Consider the following 17,500-nt stretch of genomic DNA (forward strand, 5'->3'; position numbering starts at 1 on the left):
GATTGAATCAGATAAAATACTTCAGTATCTTCAAAAGTACCACCATATCAGATTCAGATAGGATCTCTCATACCAGGATGAGTCCGGGATTTGTTCCCGTAATGCACCGCCCCCTCCCTTTTGAAACCACAAAGGTGTTCTCAATTCCTACCATTCCAACTCCTGGGATTCCTTTCTTTGGCTCAAGGGCAAATACCATATTCTCTTCCAGTGGCTCATGAAAACCCTCAGCAATCACCGGGATCTCATCAATTAACAGACCGACACCGTGGCCAAGGAACTTTACCTTCCGGTCTTTATATCCCATGAAATTCTCTAAAAATTCAGGCTCTAACGTTGCGATTACATCCTGGTATATCTGCGATGGGATATTACCCGGGACAAGGAGAGAAGCCAGATGGTTCTGCACATCCACACACCGGTTGTGCTTCTCAATAACGTCATCAGGAAGTGATGCACCAAACATATAGGTCATGGTTTTGTCTGTATGATACCCGCCAAATCCACATCCAACGTCAACAAAGACGAGGTCTCCTTTTTTCAGTCTCCTCTTCCGGTCACCAAGGAGGGGAACGGCAGGGCATAATCCTACAGATCCACCAGGCCCGTCAAAATATGTCGGATAGAGTGAGTTTTCTCCAAATCCTATCTGACCAAGAAGCATTTCGGTGTTAAACATACCAAACCGTGCAATCCCATGATGGCCTTCATTAACCAGATGCCCATACAGTTTGGTGGCGAATTCGCTCTCACGCATACCTTCAGTCAGCATATCAGGAACGCTTTCTTCCAGCACCCGGGCATGAATTCTCCCTGACTCTTCCATGAGGGAGATTTCAAATGGGCTCTTCACAGCCCTGACCATTGAGAGTTCACGATCCACTGATTCAACGTGCGATATTGGAAAATACTTTGAAAACCGCTGGTAAAGAGCGAGCGGAACGATATCAGTTTCAAGATGTACTGTGTCAGGAACGTCCGTATATGCCCTGGCAGCGTCACGAAAACTTCCCATTCTTTCAATATACGGGAATTCAGATTCATGTTTCGCACGTTCATAACTCTTCCTGACCCAGAGGGTTGGTTCTCCGTCCCGTGGAATGCAAAGCATGCTGTCCTGCATGGTACCGGTAAAATAATAAAGGTTGATATTTCCAAAAATTACTACCAGTTCATAGTCAGGTTTTTGATCCTCCATTCGGGCTTTAAATCGTTTCATCCGTTGTTCTAACTCTGATCCAGGTACCCGGCTGTCCATAGTACACATTTGGCGACAACCATGATAGGATCTGTCATGGTGCAGGTGAAATGTTCTCCATACCCTCTTCCTTTATTACATTGCTCATACATGATCTTACATGGTTTCTCTCTTTTCGGTCAGTTCAATCAATAAAAAAATACTTTATGCAGGTTCTCTCTCTCTTCTTGTTGTTGCCAGTGTTATTATTCTGTTTGCAGCATTTTCTACATATAACACCTCTGTATCAGGAGCTGAAGATGAACTTAAAATTCTCGCAGATGCACAGGCTGAAGCAATAAAAGGAGTATTACTTGAACCGATGCACTCGACCGAATCTTTGGCTGAAGTGCTTCTTGGGCCATATAGTGCTGGAAAACCACTGCCAAGAGAGGAAGTTGAGTCAATCATCGGTGGAATATTGAAGAACCATCCTCTCTATAATGGGGTTTACACGATGTGGGAAGAGAATGCGTATGATCGTGCTGACTCCCGGTATGCAGGTAAGAACGGGTTCTCCAGTACAGGGCGGATGAATATGTACTGGTACCGGGAGGATGGTGTTGAGCAGCGGATGATATATGAGCCGGATTCTGTAGACACAGAGACTGATTATACACAGGATTACTATACCATTCCTGCACAAACACACCAGAAACTCCTAACCAATCCGTATGTTGAACCATCACAGAGTGTCCCGGTCCTGATGGCGTCAACCATCGTTCCAATCCTCTCTCAGGGAACTTTTCTTGGGATAACTGGTGTCGACGTCACCCTTGCTGATATTGACCGGATTGCAGATGAAACCCGTCTCTACAATGGTGAAGGTATTGTCCTTATTGTGAGTAATGACGGAACGATAGCAGGAGTAACCGGGGATATCGGAACGGTTGGTGAACCTCTTACTTCCCTCGCCCCCGTTTTTTCAGTATCAGAGGAGACCATTCAGCACATTATCACCGGAGAGTCTGATGCAACCTTTACACTTGGTCCCTATGTCGGGAAGATGTCAGATGTCGTGGTTGGTGATCCTGGCCTGCCATGGAAGGTTCTGGTCCTGGTCCCGTCATCCATCCTGACTGCCAATGCAATCTCCCTTACCATTATCCTGGTCATCTTTGGTATCCTGATCTCCGCCGGTGGAGTAGGGCTGCTTTATATTGTTGCACGATCCATCAGTCGTCCGATACAGGAGATCACATATGCAGCCGGGCGCCTGGCAGAGGGTGATCTTTCCTGCCGGATTAATCCTGACGGACATGATGAGGTTGCTATCCTTGGGAGAACCTTTGATACCATGGCTTCCCGCCTGCAGCAGACAATGAATACTATCACCCGGGATGGAGAAGATCAAAAGGCGGTCCTTGCAGAGATAAACGGGATAGCACAGGCGGCATCAAATGGTGATCTCAATGTTCGTGGAGATCCAGCTCATTTCTCCGGTGAGTACCGCCATGTCATCGAAGCGGTGAATGATACTCTTGATGCTGTCGTCCGGCCGGTTACTGAAGCAATGACGCTTGCCCGTGAGTATTCAGCAGGGAATTTCTCTGCACGGTTTGACCCTGGTGTTCCGGTATCAGGAGACTTTATTCATTTCAGGACGGCGCTTGATACCATTGGTATCCAGATGGGGTCCCTTATTGGTGCTCTTTCTAACGAGGTTCAAGGCCTGATGACCGAGATGGAAGAGTCCAATGCTAGTGTAGAGGAGATTGCGTCTGCATCCCAGGCGATTGCACGGGGGACAAATGAGCTCAGTATACAGGCTGATCTGTCAAAATCCGAAATCACAAAGATTCAGGATACGGTCAGTTCTGTGATATCCATCGGTTCTGATATAGCCAATCAGACCGCAGAGGCATCAGTTCTTATCAATCAGTCACAGCAGCTCTCACATAAGGGATCTGAAAGCAGTACTCTTGCAGATATCGGTATGAAGTCCATTGTAAAGTCGCATGATGAGACCGGCAGAATCATTCATGAGATTAATTCGGAGATGGATAAGATCGGTGATATTGTTGGTATCATTACTGATATTGCTGATCAGACAAATCTCCTTGCACTCAATGCCGCAATCGAAGCCGCCCGTGCAGGTGATGCAGGGAAAGGGTTTGCAGTAGTTGCCGGAGAAGTGAAGGCACTTGCACTTGAATCACAGAAATCTGCAGAGAAGATCAGTGGTATCATCTCTCTTCTCCAGGAACGGTCGGCAAAGATGAAAAGTGCCATTGATACCTCACGACAGGATGTTAATAATGGCAGCAGGGCAGTCGATGAAACATTGAAGATCTTTTCTGAGCTGGCATCTTCAATCGATGAAATTACCAAGCGGATCGTTTCTATCGACTCAGCCAGCCAGGATCAGATGGCAGCATATGAGATGGTGATGGAGCATATTACTTCTATGAATGAGTCATTCCACACTATCATCAATGAGCTGGGCAATACTGCTGCATTAACCGAAGAGAACTCCGTTTCACTTGATTGTATTGCCCAGTCTATTCAGGAAGCAACGATCAGGATAGATAAAATATCACGTGATATGTCCCGTTTCAGGGTATAGGGTAAGCCATGCCATATAGGTCTGTAGGGACAATTCATTCCTTTTATTTCCCTGGGATAAGGATATTTCAGTTATGACAATCAGGGATTTCATCATCCGGACCTGCACAGATATGGGCATCTCATGTGTCGGATGTGCCGCTGTGATCCGGTGGGAGCAGCCCCTCTTTTTCCCGTGGGTTCCTGAATCATGTTATCCGAATGCCATCTATCCGGAGGCACAAACCGCTGTTGTTATCGGCCTTCCCGTGCATCTGCCTGTGGTTGAGACTGCTCCATCCATCTGGTATCGTGAAGAGTATAAGATCGTAAACAGTCTCCTTGATCAATATACCTGGCGGATAGCGACTGTTCTGAATGATCAGGGTTATGCATCGGTCTCAATCCCCCGTGACGGGTATGGCAGTATCACGGTACTTCAGAAGAATCCGGCTGCGTTCTTTTCACATCGTCATGCTGCTGTGCTTGCAGGTCTCGGCACCTTTGGGAGAAATAATATGGTTCTGACTAGAGCATGGGGGCCACGGGTCAGGTTTGGAACGGTTCTCACCAGTGCCCGGATTGAATCAGATGCTCTTATTGAATCATCCCTCTGTACCCGATGCAATGCCTGTGTCCGTGCCTGTCCGGTCCATGCCCTGGAAGAGGAGGATTACCCAGAATCTAAAACAAATAAAAAGGCGTGTGCTGACCGGAGTGCTGCCCTGAATGGAGAGTACCGGTCTCCATGTGGAATATGTATCAAGGTATGCCCGGTTGGAGCTGACCGGGATTTGTTTAATCGGACTGATATCAGGATGTATGATGATACAGGTGCATGGAAAAAATATCATGATGCCTGGGACCATGTCCGGTCTTTTGGTAGTGATTGATCAATGATAGGATGAATCCTGATACTGATTTTCGTGAGAGCGGGCATGTGAAATTTTTTCAGGCAGGAAAGCACTTGTGACATCTCACTTCATCCCATTTTTGAACAATACCAGCAATATGATGTTTTTCTCTCAAAATCCGAAGGTAATTTTTCTGTATGATGACAAACCTTATATGCTCATGCGGCAATCTGTATGTGCAGACGAAAGAGTAAATTCTGGAAATAGTTTTTGTAAGTTCTCGTTCAGTTCGAAAGGGTATCTCACTGCTATTCTTGGTAATTCTCTGGCGCAATGTGATTTTGATCACTGCGGCCCAACAGTTATGCAAAAGCCCATAAGGGACTATCATGGAAGGAAAGAAATTATACGTAGGCAACCTGCCCTACTCCACAAACGAAAGCCAGCTCAGCGAACTTTTCTCATCCTATGGAGAGGTTGTCAGCGCCAAAATCATTGAGAACAAAGGTTTTGGATTTGTCGAGATGGGAACTTCAGAGGAAGCCCAGGCAGCACTCGATGCCCTGAACGATACTGAATTTGACGGAAGAACTATGCGTATCGATGAAGCACGCCCAATGCAGCCACGCCGTGACTTTGGTGGAAACCGGAGCGGTGGGTTTGGCGGCTCAAGTGGCGGCTTTAACAGAAGACGCTTCTAATCAGATCAATATCTCCCTTTTTTATCCAAATATTGGATTATTATTCAATTAATCTGTTAATATCCTGTTGCATAGTAGTATCCGTCATCATGAATGATCCTGACCGGAACATCAAAGACAGCACGGATAAACCGATCTGTCAGTACCTCTTCTTTCGGTCCGTCCTGGTAGATGGCACCGTTTTTAAACAAAATGACCCGGTTTATCTCCGGGATGATGTCAGGAAGGGAATGAGTGACAAGTATGATGACAGTCTGTGCCGCAACTTTTCTCATGGTAGAGCGGAGCATGTGCAGGGCATGAAGGTCCAGACTGTTTGAAGGTTCGTCAAGGATGAGGACCCGTGGATTATGAACCAGTGCCCGTCCGATAAGAAATCTCCTGGCCTCGCCGGTTGACATATCAGAAAATGATCGATCAGCCAGATGGGAAATTTCCAAAAAAGAGAGGATCTCATCTGCCTTGTTTTCCATCTCTGGTGTGATGGTATGAAAGAAGAGCCCGATACTGCTAAAAAAGCCTGATAGAATCACCTCTCTCCCGGAAATATTCCGGTGAAATGTATATTGGAGGTCCTGGGATACATACCCGAAATGGGATCGAAGAGTAAAGACGTCCCATGTCTCCTGACCCCAGATCCGAAATACTGAGCCTGATTCTGAATAGACTGGATAATGCTCCCTGATGAGTGTCCTGATAAAGGTGGATTTTCCTGAGCCGTTTGGTCCGAGAATAGCAACGTGTTCTCCGTCAGGAATCTGAACCGAGAGTGCATGTAACAGGATCGTCGTATTGTGTGCAACCGTGATATTTTGAAAATCTACAAAAAGTGGTGTATGATTCATGATTTTATTCCCGAGTTTTCATTCTCCATGATTCAGGTGGAATACTTATCTCAAACCGTGCTCCCTTTCCAAATTCACCATTTTCACAGATCTGAATATTCGTAACCAGCAGGATCTCCCGTGCAAGTGTCAGACCAAGGCCGGTATTCTTTCCATATCCCTGCTTAAAGATGCGCTCTTTCTCATCCGGTCTGATACCAGGACCATCATCTTCAATGACAAGTGCATATGATCCATCATCCATCTTCTGCGAATAAATCTCTATCCGGGAAATTCCCGTGGCATGACGCATGGCATTTTCTAAGAGATTGTATATGACTTTTACCGAGAGTGGATCAGCAAAAATGTCCGCTGGAACGAGGTCAATTGTCAGTTCAACCTGGTCATGCTGAATATCCTCTACAGCCCGCAGAATCAGCCGTTCACAATCCTGCCATACGGGCTCATGAAGTCCGATACTCTGGTATTCCCGTGAAAAATGCAGATGTCTGGTAATTTTTTCCACGAGGTTGATACAGACAGAGAGTATCTCCTTGCGCCTTTGTTCATCATCCTCACTCTCCAAAATCTCCAGATACCCTGAAACGGCCATAACAAGATTGCTGATATCATGTCTGGTCAGGTGTGTCAGAAGGGATATCTTTTCATTTGCAAGTGTGAGTGCTTTTTCTGCATTCTTCCGTTCGGTGATGTTATGAATGATAAGAATTAGTCCGGCTGGTCCCCGGTCCGGATCAGTGACCAGTGATCCTGATATGCTCATGGTTTTCTTAGTGTCAGAATCCGGAATTAGTTCATAGTCAGAGATCATTCCATTCCGGACAATATCATCGCGAATTTTGGAAAAAACCGGTTCAGGCAGAGGAGGTCCGGTGAATACTTCCGGATTTGTCTGAAATGAACCGGTGAGAAGTTTTTTTGCAGAATTGTTGGTGGTAATTACCCGCCCATCCATGTCGGTGAGGAGAAGTCCGTCCGGCATGGTCTGAATGATATTTGTTGCAACAGTTTCAGGGGTTAAAATGAACAGTCCGTATTTCAGGATTGCATAGGTGATTGCCACCGAAAAGAGAACAATGCCGATAAACACCATATTAGGTGCAAAAATTCCAAAAAGTGGCAGAATGACGACAGACTGCGAACCGAATCCTAATAGAATAAGAAGTCCGATACTGACAGAACTTGACTGCCGCTTTAAGGTATCATTCCCGGCTGATCTTCGTGCCTGCCATCCGATGTATATCGCCCAGAAGAGAACTGCAAGGAAATAGATTGTAGCAGCGGTATAAATTGGATCCCCGATTGAGGGTGTGTAATAATACCTGAAATCTGGTGAGTATCCGACGGTAAAGATATGGTCCGTGAAAAAATTCACCCCTGCAAGAATTATTGCGGGAATATAGAGGAGCATGAGGAGATATGCACGATTTTCCCGTCGTGCCATCGGATGATCCGCAAAACAGAGGATGAAATGAATACACATTACGATGACCACGGTCCATAGGGAACTCGCCTTCAGCCAGAACAGGACATTTTCATAACTATTAACACTCCAAATCAGGTATTCTCCGACAGCCCAGTATGATGCACCGGCGGTCACCATGAGAAACAGGCGGTTCACTCTGGAATCAGGGTTTTTGGCATAGACAAAAATACCAAGACCATACGTGATTACTGCTGAAATAAGACAGAATAATCCAAGTATGGCGATACCGTCCATGTGAATCCCCCCATAATTCACCAGTTAGAAGAACATCCGGTTATGCCCAACCCCACCAGGCAAAAAACAGATGATGATTATCTAAATCAATACATCTCCCTATCAGCTCATAACCCTTTTCATACGAAAAGAACTATACAGCTCCCGATCGTCTCTATACTATGGTCTCTCTTGAAAATCTTCCTCAGACCGATCGGATTATCTTCCTGACCGCCTGCTGTTTTATCATCCTCGCAGGGTTGAAAATGGCCGGAGGTTTTATAGGACCGTTTTTATTATCGGTATTTGCTGCGGTTATCTTCTCCGTTGTCTCGCTATGGTTCCAAAAACGGGGATTCGATCCACGGATATCCGGATATCTGGCATTTTTCATCTTTCTCGGTTGTCTTATCGGGGTTGTAGCGATGGTGGTGCTTTCGATATCACCTCTCATTGAACATATACCCCGGATAGAAGAAGGGATACAGTCCAATATGGGGGAGATTGATACAATCCTTTCAAAATTTGGAATAAAGGTGTCTACTCTCATTCCGGCAAGTCAGATGACCGGATCACTTGGTGTCATCTCACCTGAAATGGTTACCTCTTTTATCGGGCAGTTATCCGCTCTTTTTATCGTTCTCTTTACAACTTTGTTCCTGCTTTTAGAGGCTACGGTATTCTCTCAGAAGATCAATACCGTCCTTGGTTCGTACCGGCAGGAACTTGCCACCCGGATGACTGAATTTGGTTCTGTCGTTATTGAATATGTCATAATCCGGACAAAAGTGAATTTTGTTACCGGTGCGGGATTTGGTATTGCCTTGTTTATCATCGGGGTGCAGGACCCCTGGCTCTGGGGATTATTGATGTTTGTGCTGAACTTTGTCCCTTATATCGGGTTTATTATCGCCCTTGTTCCTCCGACGGTGCTGGCTCTTATAGAAATTAACCCATATGCAGCGCTTTTGGTTGTAATTGTTGCAAGTATTGTAAATCTCTTCTCTGAAAATGTTCTCTTTCCTGAACTGGCAGGCAGGGGTATGGAGCTCTCTCCAGCGATTGTATTCATCTCAATGATATTCTGGGGATATTTTCTTGGAGGTGCAGGGGTTGTCGTGGCAGTTCCCCTGACAGTACTTCTGAAGATGATCCTTGAGAGTTATCCGGAAACCCGATCCCTTGCGATGATTATCGGGTCGGTTCAGGAAGAGCCGGATGTGGAACAGATCTGATCATACCGGATAGTCATTTCCTGTGCCAACTTTTTTTTATCTGCTTAAAAAACCTGTATGCATGAGTAATGATATTTCCTGGGATTCTGCCAGAATGGAGTTTAAGCCGGTGACTATGACCGTCAGGCATACTGGTAACATGAGTTTTTCCGCCCATACCAGCACCGGACTTACCATTCCGATAGATGCCCATGTCCATCTTGGCGGCGGAGGTGCCATCCCGAATCCTATCGATTACCTGTTTGCATCCCTGGGCGGGTGCATTGGGATTAAGATTCTTCTGGACCTTGGCGATAAGGGAATAAAACCTGAACAGCTCCTGATCGAAACAACTGCAACACGAAAACAGGATCTCCCAGCTACCTTCGAGACGGTACATCATCTCATCTCCCTGAAATGTGCTTGTGATGAGGCTGTCATAGCAGATACCCTGAAAAAAACCATGACTCTCCTCTGCCCCATTGCGGTCATCTTTGGAGAGACATCAACGATGACCTGGGAATTCAGGTTAATTCAATAAAAAAGGGATAGTTATTTCCCGGACTCATCCGGCTGTTTTTTGGAACAAATACAATGGTGATAAGATCAGAGCTGAATGCCGATGGAACAGTACCTGTCTTCGCATAGATATGCAATGGAGTATTAAGCACTTCCTGAAGGGCGGATGCAATAATTGTAAGAATCACGATCAGGAGGATATACTCAGTAATCGCGGCCAGGATGAGCGCCCCGTTCCCACTCAGGGAGACAAGGAAGACCGGGGCTAGTGCAATAATCCCAATGATCACAAAGATGAGTGAGATAGACCCGGGACCTACGATTGCCTCGCAGGTTCTTCGAAAGAGTGCTGCTGACTCTTTTATCGATGCCCCAATTCCCAGATCCCTTAAAATCATGACTGATTTAACGAAGTATGTCAGCAGACTCCATACAAAGCCGATCATACTTATAATAATCTGTCTGATAATGTTGTTATTATCCCCAATCAGAGAGAGAATCAAATCAATCGTAGCAGTTATGACTGTTCAGAGAAAAAGAATGCATGCAACTCCGGGAAGGACCGGGAAGAGGAGTATCTCCTTATCTTTCTGAATAACTGCAAAACTTTCCCTTGTCAGTGTTATGCTGCGGGATAATGATTCAAACATAGTATTCCATCTAGTTATTACTTGCTCAAAATTTCGTTTATGCCTGTTTTTGATGCAATAAATTACGAACCCGCTCGATATCCTGAAATTTCATCTCATATGAACCGATTAAGGTATCCCTGAGTTCATCAAGCATCTCATTAAGGGTCTTGGCGATGTGAAACACCTTCATCGGTCTCCCTTTATTCTCTGTTATCTGGTGAACGATGTGGATCCATCTCTTTTTCATAAGATCAGTTATTGCACTACTACTTCCGGCTGACGAAGTTCCACCACCCTCTCAATCTCACGGGAGGTCAGATCCACATCTTTTACCATGAGTGTCAGCACACGGGCACTGTTCCGCCTCAGCCCGATATCCCATAATAAATCTGCAATCTTCTCATCCCCGGCGGAGAAGTGCAGACCATATTCGCTCCCCATAAAACACACACAAAAAACTTCATAGATCTTGCCCGGGAATACCAGGAGATCGGCGTTAGAAAGCCGGTATGGAAACCAGTATTACAGACGTTCCTTGATGTGACGGCAACGATGAACTGTACCGTGGCATTTGGGGAAGGCACCAATAATTGCAGTTCAGTTCTGGTGTATGCTGATCCACTTCTTGAAAAGGTGTTTTTTAATATTGTTGATAATTCTATTAAATATTGTCCAGATAAGCCATGTATTCGTATGCAATGTCATGAATCCGATGAAGGTCTTATTATTTCGATATATGATAATGGCCCAGGTATTCCAGATACTGAGAAAGAACAGATCTTTACCAAGGGGTATGGAAAAGGGACCGGATTAGGATTATTTCTAGTCAGGGAAATTTTGAGTATTACCGGAATGAAAATCCGGGAGACCGGGAAATTAGGAGAGGGAGCAAAATTTGAGATAATCGTCCCCCCCGGGAAATATATACGTACCGGGTAACCAGAGATCTGCCAGAAACTCCTGACCTGATATTTTCTTCGTCACTATTATTCTAGGAAACAGAGAAGATCCCGTAAATAGGATGTAAGAGAGCCGGGTTTATCCGCTTTCAGCACAATATATCATAAGAGAGGGAGAGATAAAACCGAGGAGCACTAGTATCTACACATTCCAGGATCTGATTGAGGGTGGATTTTTGTATGTCGATAAAACGCGAGATGTGTATGAACTCGTCCGGTATCCAAAAGGCCTGTTCTTCCTTGCAAGACCCCGAAGATTTGGAAAATCACTCCTTCTATCAACAATAAAATTATATTTTCTCGGGAAACGGGATCTCTTCTAGGGGCTTGTCCCAGACTCTAAATATGCCTGATCCTCAGGAATATTAAGGGCCTTGAGGGATTTCCCCAATAGGGTTTTTCATGTAAAATAAGCATCTTGAAGAAATTAGATCACGTGTCCTACGTGAGGTTAATTTTTAATGGTAATTCTCAATCCCTCCTTTCTTATTGATTTTATCCAGAAAGATAGAGATACAATATCACTTCTCAGGGAACTCGAAAGAGATAATGAGATTATCTGTATAACCATTAATTACTAAACTGGAACTTTTCAAGGGAGTATTCTGATTATCAGATATTGAGAGAGATAAAAGGGAGGTTGAAGAATTAATCTCGGTCTTAATTTAATTAGATATTGATTCAACGGTACTCGAGAGACATGAGAACTATCATCAAATCTTAAAAAAGGGTGATTGTATTGGAGATTTTGATGAATTGATTGCATCAATCTGTCTTACCAATAATTATTGTATCATCACTCGTGATTTACATTTTCGGAAGGTTCCCGGATTGCATGTTCGTTCTTACTAATCATACATAAAATTAATTTTCTTGCATCATGGGCCTATACCAATTTGTTGTACTATGGAAATTGAAACTGGTTGTCGTCAATTGAGTCATAAATTTTATATAGATCCCAGATAACTTATTTTTGGGGTAGTGTTATGACAGATCTGCCAATTGCAGCAGTTGTCAGGATTGCGAAATCGAATGGGGCTGAGCGTGTCGGCAGCGATGCAGCGGCGGTATTAGTTGAGAAAGCGGAGAATTATATCGGATACCTTGCAAAGGAAGCAAATAAGCTTGCCATGCACGCAGGTAGGAAAACGATAAAAGAAGAAGACGTTGAAATGGCTGCAAATAAGGCCTGAATGGCTTCTTCTTGTTATTTTTCTCGTGTTTGTTATCATCCTGGTGTGCGCAAATTATTGGTTTCTCTCTGGAAAGTGGGAATAATTGTGTATACCTGTTCGTCAATTACCTGATTTTCAGGTATGAATTTGGGTATTGGTGTACATCTGACTGGGTCACGGGATAGATTCTAATATCTGGTATTCCAATGTAATAAGGCGCGAGGGTACCAAAGCCTGGCCAAATGGGCCGGACTTAAGATCCGGTTTCGAAGGAATCCAAGGGTTCAAATCCCTTCCCTCGCATATAAATTTCATTTTGATCTTCCATTCAGTGTATTTTTCTCTTGTGTTAAGGCCATTGACATGAGGTTTTTTATGAGTGTCAGATGGGTTCTTTATTTACTTTATTTTTGCTTAATAGCGCATTAATTCAGTCTTTCTAATTCGTCATTAACCATAGAATATGATAAAGAGGGAATTTCTGACTGATATTGTTTATCAGGAAATTTTCGGTACTGGCCTCCTTTAGAACTGAACATGGTAGTTTAAAAACTCACTCCAATTCCAAAGATGATCAGTAATACTTTCTAACATTGCTGGAGACTTGTGACTACTTTTTACTTCGATAAAATTATGCACAAATTGAAAGATATTTAGCGCTGAAATGAATCTATTGAGTTTTTTTGAAAAAGAGGCAGTTTTCCTTCCAAAACGGCTCAATCGTTGTCTGATTTTATTATTGTAGCCCTCAATGACTGAGGTAGAGATTGCTTTACTATCTGGATTTCCCATAATTTTCTCTCGAATGACATAAACAAGTTTATTCTTCTCTTTTACTTTGATCACCTGACCATAATCCAAGCATGGCTCACAATATAATTCAGGTAAACAAATGCTATATTGGACGTTTCCATCAGTAAAAATCGATATTTTGTTTTCTGGCGTTGGAAGTTCCATTCGGTTAAAAAATCGAACTAACATATCTGCACAAGTATCAATATTTCTTTTTCCAGATTCAAATGCTAAAAATAATCCAGAATCCCTTTTAAAACAAGTATAGGACCAACAATCACCTAATTCTTCAGAGTCAGTTGTTAGGAGATTCTTGTTTTTTTTTGAACAAACTCCCAAATTTCATCCATCTCACAATCCCCCGCGGAAATGTCATGAATAAAATAATCGTTGAGTTTTTCAGCATGTTCACCGATTAAGTGATAATATCGAGATATAGTGTCGCGATGGTGTCCGGTAACTCGAGATACTCCTCGAATTGAAGTTTTTTCAGTCGAGTGTTTCGCAATTATGAGAACAGCAGTTCGTGGTAAACGAGAATCATACAGAGGAGTATTTTTAGTTTCAATAAAAAAACGTCGACAGTGATGGCAATAGTACTGTTGATTGCCTGCAGAATTATGCCCATTTTTAGTAATATTCTTTCCATCTTCAATTTGAAAATAAGTACAATCCGGATTTTGACACGTAATCAATATAGGACCACGTTTTCCAACCATGAAAATAATTATATCTAAACTTATATTAATTTTTAGTACATAAAATTTAATACTTTATTTGCACTTAGTATTACCAGCTTGCTAACAGGGCACTACCAAATTTTCTCACCTGTATAAGGTTGATGAAAGTATGTTGAATCATAAGTAGTCACTTTACTCTCAATGAATAAGAGTGTAAAAAAGGTGATTTGGATGAAAATGGTAATAATTATTTTATAACAAAATCAAGGCAAATTATTATTTTATAGCGATAAGCTGGTCCTGAACGGTAAATTGTTTCTTCTCTACATATTTATCCGGTTCCATGTTAACAACATAAGATGTTACATCAAAAACCCCATTTGAGAAACCGGTAATACTAAAGGTGGATTCTGCGAGCGGTTCAGCGACAACATTTGTCCCTCTAATTGTAAAGGTAACTGGGATCTGAGTTTTCGCTGCAGTTCCATTAATTTCGATATCATAATTTCCTTCAGGCATAGTAGGTTTATCGATCTCATAGTCATACAATCCTGTCGCATCTGCAGTATCTAATGCTCCATTATATTTATGTTGATTAACTGAAACATTCAACATACTATTAGGGACTAATCCATTCATATTTATCCGAAGTGTTGGATTCGTGATATCTAATGGCAAACTAAGGTTATTCAATTTGAAAGAAAAGAATGAGCCAGCTTCAGTTTTAATATTGCCGATAATATCAATTTTAAAAGGATCTCCTGCTTTAATGTTACCAATAAAAATTGAAACCTCTTCACCTGGTTTCACGACATCAGGACTTGATACCATCACGGCAGATACCGTTCCGAAATAGAGTATTCCCAAACATATAATGGAGAGGACTCCGATTGACCATTTCAAACCAGCCAGAATTGACATCATACCATCTTTTACCTTTTATACATTATTAAGATATGGATGATATAAGGTGGTTCTGGTACACATCACATTGAAGAATTTTCCGACGGTAACTATCCCCATCTGTGATTAAATAATTCAATGAAGGTTGGGAGTTATGGATCTGATTTTGGAAAAATAAAAGACTTGTCAGCATCGGCAGAACTGTCTGTGTATCAGTATATTCATGCAATTAAATCAATTCGCCCGAAATTAAATAATCTATAGAGAGAACATTCATTTTAAGATGCTTGTTCTGCATGAGTAGGCTTCCGGGAAACCTGTCAGATGATATCATCCAGGCTAGAGAAGAACGGGTATGAATCTGTTTTTGATCCCTCTGCCCTCGTAAAGATCTTCCATAATGAGAAAGGGTCAGAGAGAACTCGTGAATTAATTTTAAATGCACAAAATAATCTCTATATACTGGATATTGCGCAAATTGAATATTATAGTGCAATATTTCGACGATATCGTAATCATGAGTTGTCAAAAAAATCATTGAATATCGCTATATCTGGATTTGAAAAAGAAATATCTCATTATTATATTGAGCCGACAACACCGCTGGTGATTAAAGAAGCCCAAAACCTCATATTTTCATATGGAGAAAAATCTGACCTTCGAACCCTTGATTCAATTCATCTGGCAGCATTTTCATTAATTTCAAGTGAAGATTGGATCTTTGTTTGTTGTGACTCTATACTGTCATGTGTTGCAGAAGAAAGTCAATTTACCGTTTTAAATCCAATACAACAAGAAAATATAGGTTTTAACCATGAGTGAATATCCATTTACCGTACCGTTTATCTGAATAATCCAGAAAAGTATTCCAAATCAATTCATGAAGATCATATCAATCGTCGGTGCCAGGCCAGAGTTTATTAAATGTGCCCCGGTATCCAGGGAGCTTCGAAAAAACCACCGGGAGGTATTAGTCCATACCGGACAGCATTATGACCCGGAGATGTCTGACATCCTCTTCGAGGAACTTGAGATACCAAAACCTGATTACCACCTCTGGGTTGGTTCAGGACCACATGGGAAGCAGACCGGTGAATGCCTCGCGAAGATCGAAGAAGTCCTGATCAAGGAGCAGCCGGTTCTTGTCCTAGTGTATGGTGATACCAACTCGACTCTGGCCGGAGGGCTGGCTGTAGTAAAATTCAACATTCCGGTTGTCCATCTGGAGACTGACTTCTGATTTTTGACAGGACTACTGGAAGAGGAGGTATATTTGGTGAGCACTACTCTTATGATACCATCTTACAATACATAAGATAATAAATTATTTAGAACCGGTGAGTTTGTGAAAACAATAATTATTCCAATCCCAATAACATATCTGCCTGAGGGCTATTACCTTGTAACGAGTGATGTACTCCCTGGATTAATTGCACAAGGTAATAATATTGATGAAACTATTGAGATAGCTGAAGATGTGGCACGAAACCTGATTTCCATTGAATTAGAAGAGAACAGAAGAGAGGCCCTCGAAACAGATCCGGAATCAACGTATCTTTTAGATATTCATGTCCCAATTCCTGTATCTGTATGACACGAATACCACGGTATCAATCAAAAGAGGTGGTCCGTAAGGTGATGAAAGTGGGATATATCTTAAAACGACATGGAAAAGGGTCTCATGATATTTATTATACTCCTAACCGGGCTCGCTCTAGACCCCTAGAGGAGAGATATGAAAATTGATTTTTCATGTATAATTTAGATGAAAGTAGAATCACAAAATAAAACCAATGGGTATCGCAATGATCCCAATGATAAAAACCTGTACATCGTATCATGAAAAAAAGATATCTGTTCAGATTGGAATAGAGTATTATGGTGAAAGCGGAAGTTTCACAAAATAATTAGATATGTGATAAAATAACCGGATTTTCAGATGGAACAGAAGTCGAAGTCTCAAGAAACCCACATAAACCAATTCGGGATTTGTTCCATGGCTGCCTTCAAATTGATGATATTCAGGTTATCGAGGAGATTGCTGAATCGGATGAATTGTCATATTATTGGTGATATTCCGGATAATTTCATGTTATTGATATGTCTGATTTTTCCCTGAAATTCACTTCCTTTTCAGGGAAAAGGAGACGAGTATTACTAAAGTTTTTTGAAAAAAGGTTAAAGGTGCAGGTTACGACAGATCCTAATTGGATACAAAGTAAAAAATACTATGCATTTCTAAATCTTAATTTAAACATGACTATTATTTCTGAACAACAGACAGATTTCAATCTCATTAATTTGAATCGTCTTGCTCATATAATCAAATCACTTGATGAAAAGGAGATTGAGACTTTGGAAATTCTCCTTGATAATGATTCATTTGAGATCATCCAGCAGTCTTCAAAGGAATATTCTCAACAAAAAGGAATTCCTATTGATCAGTGGTGAAATGGAGCCCTATGGTATCTCGATGGCTCCTTCGGCATTGAAAAATTATAAGAAATTTCCAGAAAAGTTAAGGGAAAAGATTAAATCGGAAGCTCTTCACATTGCTCGTAATCCATATATCTATGAGGAACTGTCTGAACCTCTCAAAGGTATCAGATCATACCATTTCACATTTAATTCAACACAATATCGGATAGCATATCAGATTAATGAGTCTTCAAGGGAGATTGAGATTCTACTGGTAAAAACCAGAGAAAATTTTTATGACAAACTATTTCGAACATTCAGATAAAAA

General features: G+C 42.1%; 21 protein-coding genes, 1 tRNA gene and 1 pseudogene. 14 read left to right on the top strand and 9 right to left on the bottom strand.

Translation table 11 applies throughout. From position 1 onward, the window contains the following. Positions 1 to 67: 67 nt before the first annotated feature. Positions 68 to 1,267: a M24 family metallopeptidase gene (locus MHUN_RS01815; RefSeq protein WP_011447417.1), complete on the bottom strand. Its 1,200-nt coding sequence runs from the start codon at positions 1,265 to 1,267 to the stop codon at positions 68 to 70. A 91-nt stretch (positions 1,268 to 1,358) separates the two neighbouring features. On the opposite strand from MHUN_RS01815, the gene MHUN_RS01820 reads away from it, so the two are divergent. From MHUN_RS01820 to MHUN_RS01835, 3 genes are all read left to right on the top strand, one after another. Next, complete coding sequence (locus MHUN_RS01820; protein ID WP_011447418.1) at positions 1,359 to 3,803, top strand: methyl-accepting chemotaxis protein; 2,445 nt, start codon at positions 1,359 to 1,361, stop codon at positions 3,801 to 3,803. A gap of 73 nt (positions 3,804 to 3,876) precedes the next feature. Then, positions 3,877 to 4,674, top strand: a complete 798-nt coding sequence (locus tag MHUN_RS01825; protein WP_011447419.1) for a 4Fe-4S binding protein — start codon at positions 3,877 to 3,879, stop codon at positions 4,672 to 4,674. A 350-nt stretch (positions 4,675 to 5,024) separates the two neighbouring features. Further along, positions 5,025 to 5,336 carry an RNA recognition motif domain-containing protein gene (locus MHUN_RS01835; protein WP_011447420.1) on the top strand — a complete coding sequence of 104 codons (312 nt, stop codon included), beginning with the start codon at positions 5,025 to 5,027 and terminating at the stop codon, positions 5,334 to 5,336. A gap of 56 nt (positions 5,337 to 5,392) precedes the next feature. Here MHUN_RS01835 and MHUN_RS01840 read toward each other — a convergent pair whose 3' ends face one another. Beyond that, positions 5,393 to 6,181, bottom strand: coding sequence for an ABC transporter ATP-binding protein (locus MHUN_RS01840; protein ID WP_011447421.1), 789 nt, complete (start codon positions 6,179 to 6,181; stop codon positions 5,393 to 5,395). Between the two features lie 4 nt (positions 6,182 to 6,185). Continuing rightward, the gene (locus MHUN_RS01845) at positions 6,186 to 7,901 is read right to left on the bottom strand and encodes a histidine kinase N-terminal 7TM domain-containing protein (RefSeq protein ID WP_011447422.1); all 1,716 of its coding nucleotides are present in this window, start codon (positions 7,899 to 7,901) and stop codon (positions 6,186 to 6,188) included. 161 nt (positions 7,902 to 8,062) lie between these two features. On the opposite strand from MHUN_RS01845, the gene MHUN_RS01850 reads away from it, so the two are divergent. After that, positions 8,063 to 9,115, top strand: coding sequence for an AI-2E family transporter (locus tag MHUN_RS01850; RefSeq protein WP_011447423.1), 1,053 nt, complete (start codon positions 8,063 to 8,065; stop codon positions 9,113 to 9,115). A gap of 61 nt (positions 9,116 to 9,176) precedes the next feature. Continuing rightward, positions 9,177 to 9,635, top strand: coding sequence for an OsmC family protein (locus MHUN_RS01855; protein WP_048067198.1), 459 nt, complete (start codon positions 9,177 to 9,179; stop codon positions 9,633 to 9,635). Here MHUN_RS01855 and MHUN_RS01860 read toward each other — a convergent pair. The 4 genes from MHUN_RS01860 to MHUN_RS19370 all read right to left on the bottom strand — a co-directional run bounded on the left by MHUN_RS01860 (position 9,619) and on the right by MHUN_RS19370 (position 10,686). Then, positions 9,619 to 10,134 (bottom strand): DUF6159 family protein, encoded by a 516-nt coding sequence (locus tag MHUN_RS01860; RefSeq protein WP_275039206.1) that lies wholly within the window; start codon positions 10,132 to 10,134, stop codon positions 9,619 to 9,621. The two genes, MHUN_RS01855 and MHUN_RS01860, sit on opposite strands and share 17 nt — an antisense overlap. A gap of 6 nt (positions 10,135 to 10,140) precedes the next feature. Beyond that, positions 10,141 to 10,263, bottom strand: coding sequence for a hypothetical protein (locus MHUN_RS19660; protein WP_275039198.1), 123 nt, complete (start codon positions 10,261 to 10,263; stop codon positions 10,141 to 10,143). A 37-nt stretch (positions 10,264 to 10,300) separates the two neighbouring features. Next, positions 10,301 to 10,435 carry a hypothetical protein gene (locus MHUN_RS19665; protein WP_275039199.1) on the bottom strand — a complete coding sequence of 45 codons (135 nt, stop codon included), beginning with the start codon at positions 10,433 to 10,435 and terminating at the stop codon, positions 10,301 to 10,303. A gap of 65 nt (positions 10,436 to 10,500) precedes the next feature. Further along, positions 10,501 to 10,686: a hypothetical protein gene (locus tag MHUN_RS19370; RefSeq protein ID WP_052288787.1), complete on the bottom strand. Its 186-nt coding sequence runs from the start codon at positions 10,684 to 10,686 to the stop codon at positions 10,501 to 10,503. Between MHUN_RS19370 and MHUN_RS01870 the strand changes: the two genes are divergently transcribed. The 4 genes from MHUN_RS01870 to MHUN_RS01880 all read left to right on the top strand — a co-directional run bounded on the left by MHUN_RS01870 (position 10,663) and on the right by MHUN_RS01880 (position 12,682). Further along, entirely contained in the window at positions 10,663 to 11,184 is a 522-nt protein-coding gene (locus MHUN_RS01870) for a sensor histidine kinase (RefSeq protein WP_143709313.1), read from the top strand. The two genes, MHUN_RS19370 and MHUN_RS01870, sit on opposite strands and share 24 nt — an antisense overlap. A 160-nt stretch (positions 11,185 to 11,344) precedes the next feature. After that, entirely contained in the window at positions 11,345 to 11,527 is a 183-nt protein-coding gene (locus tag MHUN_RS19900; protein ID WP_394296010.1) for an AAA family ATPase, read from the top strand. Positions 11,528 to 12,190: 663 nt separating this feature from the next. After that, complete coding sequence (locus tag MHUN_RS01875; protein ID WP_011447427.1) at positions 12,191 to 12,397, top strand: histone family protein; 207 nt, start codon at positions 12,191 to 12,193, stop codon at positions 12,395 to 12,397. Between the two features lie 200 nt (positions 12,398 to 12,597). Then, positions 12,598 to 12,682, top strand: a tRNA-Leu gene (locus MHUN_RS01880). Between the two features lie 222 nt (positions 12,683 to 12,904). On the opposite strand, the gene MHUN_RS18050 is transcribed toward MHUN_RS01880, so the two are convergent. Further along, a protein-coding gene (locus MHUN_RS18050; RefSeq protein WP_143709314.1) for an IS1-like element ISMhu11 family transposase occupies positions 12,905 to 13,890 on the bottom strand; the annotation gives its coding sequence in 2 pieces (ribosomal slippage) (positions 12,905 to 13,497 and positions 13,497 to 13,890; 987 coding nt in all). A 237-nt stretch (positions 13,891 to 14,127) separates the two neighbouring features. After that, positions 14,128 to 14,775 carry a hypothetical protein gene (locus MHUN_RS01890; protein WP_011447430.1) on the bottom strand — a complete coding sequence of 216 codons (648 nt, stop codon included), beginning with the start codon at positions 14,773 to 14,775 and terminating at the stop codon, positions 14,128 to 14,130. 303 nt (positions 14,776 to 15,078) lie between these two features. Between MHUN_RS01890 and MHUN_RS19905 the strand changes: the two genes are divergently transcribed. The 5 genes and pseudogenes from MHUN_RS19905 (at position 15,079) to MHUN_RS19910 (ending at position 17,497) form a co-directional block, all read left to right on the top strand. Further along, the gene (locus MHUN_RS19905; RefSeq protein ID WP_011447431.1) at positions 15,079 to 15,576 is read left to right on the top strand and encodes a type II toxin-antitoxin system VapC family toxin; all 498 of its coding nucleotides are present in this window, start codon (positions 15,079 to 15,081) and stop codon (positions 15,574 to 15,576) included. A 58-nt stretch (positions 15,577 to 15,634) separates the two neighbouring features. Beyond that, positions 15,635 to 15,982 (top strand): annotated as a pseudogene (locus tag MHUN_RS01900) (UDP-N-acetylglucosamine 2-epimerase); the annotation flags it as partial. A 117-nt stretch (positions 15,983 to 16,099) separates the two neighbouring features. Continuing rightward, the gene (locus tag MHUN_RS19125; protein ID WP_011447433.1) at positions 16,100 to 16,348 is read left to right on the top strand and encodes a type II toxin-antitoxin system HicB family antitoxin; all 249 of its coding nucleotides are present in this window, start codon (positions 16,100 to 16,102) and stop codon (positions 16,346 to 16,348) included. A gap of 662 nt (positions 16,349 to 17,010) precedes the next feature. Beyond that, positions 17,011 to 17,205, top strand: a complete 195-nt coding sequence (locus MHUN_RS18875) for a hypothetical protein (protein ID WP_158498129.1) — start codon at positions 17,011 to 17,013, stop codon at positions 17,203 to 17,205. Between the two features lie 22 nt (positions 17,206 to 17,227). Beyond that, positions 17,228 to 17,497: a type II toxin-antitoxin system RelE/ParE family toxin gene (locus MHUN_RS19910; RefSeq protein WP_048067718.1), complete on the top strand. Its 270-nt coding sequence runs from the start codon at positions 17,228 to 17,230 to the stop codon at positions 17,495 to 17,497. The last annotated feature ends 3 nt before the right edge of the window (positions 17,498 to 17,500 follow it).

Source organism: Methanospirillum hungatei JF-1 (genome assembly GCF_000013445.1).
Classification (GTDB): Archaea; Halobacteriota; Methanomicrobia; order Methanomicrobiales; family Methanospirillaceae; genus Methanospirillum; species Methanospirillum hungatei.

Coding starts and splice junctions, on each gene's coding strand:
- MHUN_RS01815 (WP_011447417.1), bottom strand. CDS start 1,267: ATGTGTACTATGGACAGCCGGGTACCTGGATCAGAGTTAGAACAACGG.
- MHUN_RS01820 (WP_011447418.1), top strand. CDS start 1,359: ATGGTTTCTCTCTTTTCGGTCAGTTCAATCAATAAAAAAATACTTTAT.
- MHUN_RS01825 (WP_011447419.1), top strand. CDS start 3,877: ATGACAATCAGGGATTTCATCATCCGGACCTGCACAGATATGGGCATC.
- MHUN_RS01835 (WP_011447420.1), top strand. CDS start 5,025: ATGGAAGGAAAGAAATTATACGTAGGCAACCTGCCCTACTCCACAAAC.
- MHUN_RS01840 (WP_011447421.1), bottom strand. CDS start 6,181: ATGAATCATACACCACTTTTTGTAGATTTTCAAAATATCACGGTTGCA.
- MHUN_RS01845 (WP_011447422.1), bottom strand. CDS start 7,901: ATGGACGGTATCGCCATACTTGGATTATTCTGTCTTATTTCAGCAGTA.
- MHUN_RS01850 (WP_011447423.1), top strand. CDS start 8,063: ATGGTCTCTCTTGAAAATCTTCCTCAGACCGATCGGATTATCTTCCTG.
- MHUN_RS01855 (WP_048067198.1), top strand. CDS start 9,177: ATGAGTAATGATATTTCCTGGGATTCTGCCAGAATGGAGTTTAAGCCG.
- MHUN_RS19660 (WP_275039198.1), bottom strand. CDS start 10,263: ATGTTTGAATCATTATCCCGCAGCATAACACTGACAAGGGAAAGTTTT.
- MHUN_RS19665 (WP_275039199.1), bottom strand. CDS start 10,435: ATGAAGGTGTTTCACATCGCCAAGACCCTTAATGAGATGCTTGATGAA.
- MHUN_RS19370 (WP_052288787.1), bottom strand. CDS start 10,686: ATGGGGAGCGAATATGGTCTGCACTTCTCCGCCGGGGATGAGAAGATT.
- MHUN_RS01875 (WP_011447427.1), top strand. CDS start 12,191: ATGACAGATCTGCCAATTGCAGCAGTTGTCAGGATTGCGAAATCGAAT.
- MHUN_RS01890 (WP_011447430.1), bottom strand. CDS start 14,775: ATGATGTCAATTCTGGCTGGTTTGAAATGGTCAATCGGAGTCCTCTCC.
- MHUN_RS19905 (WP_011447431.1), top strand. CDS start 15,079: ATGATATCATCCAGGCTAGAGAAGAACGGGTATGAATCTGTTTTTGAT.
- MHUN_RS18875 (WP_158498129.1), top strand. CDS start 17,011: ATGACTATTATTTCTGAACAACAGACAGATTTCAATCTCATTAATTTG.
- MHUN_RS19910 (WP_048067718.1), top strand. CDS start 17,228: ATGGCTCCTTCGGCATTGAAAAATTATAAGAAATTTCCAGAAAAGTTA.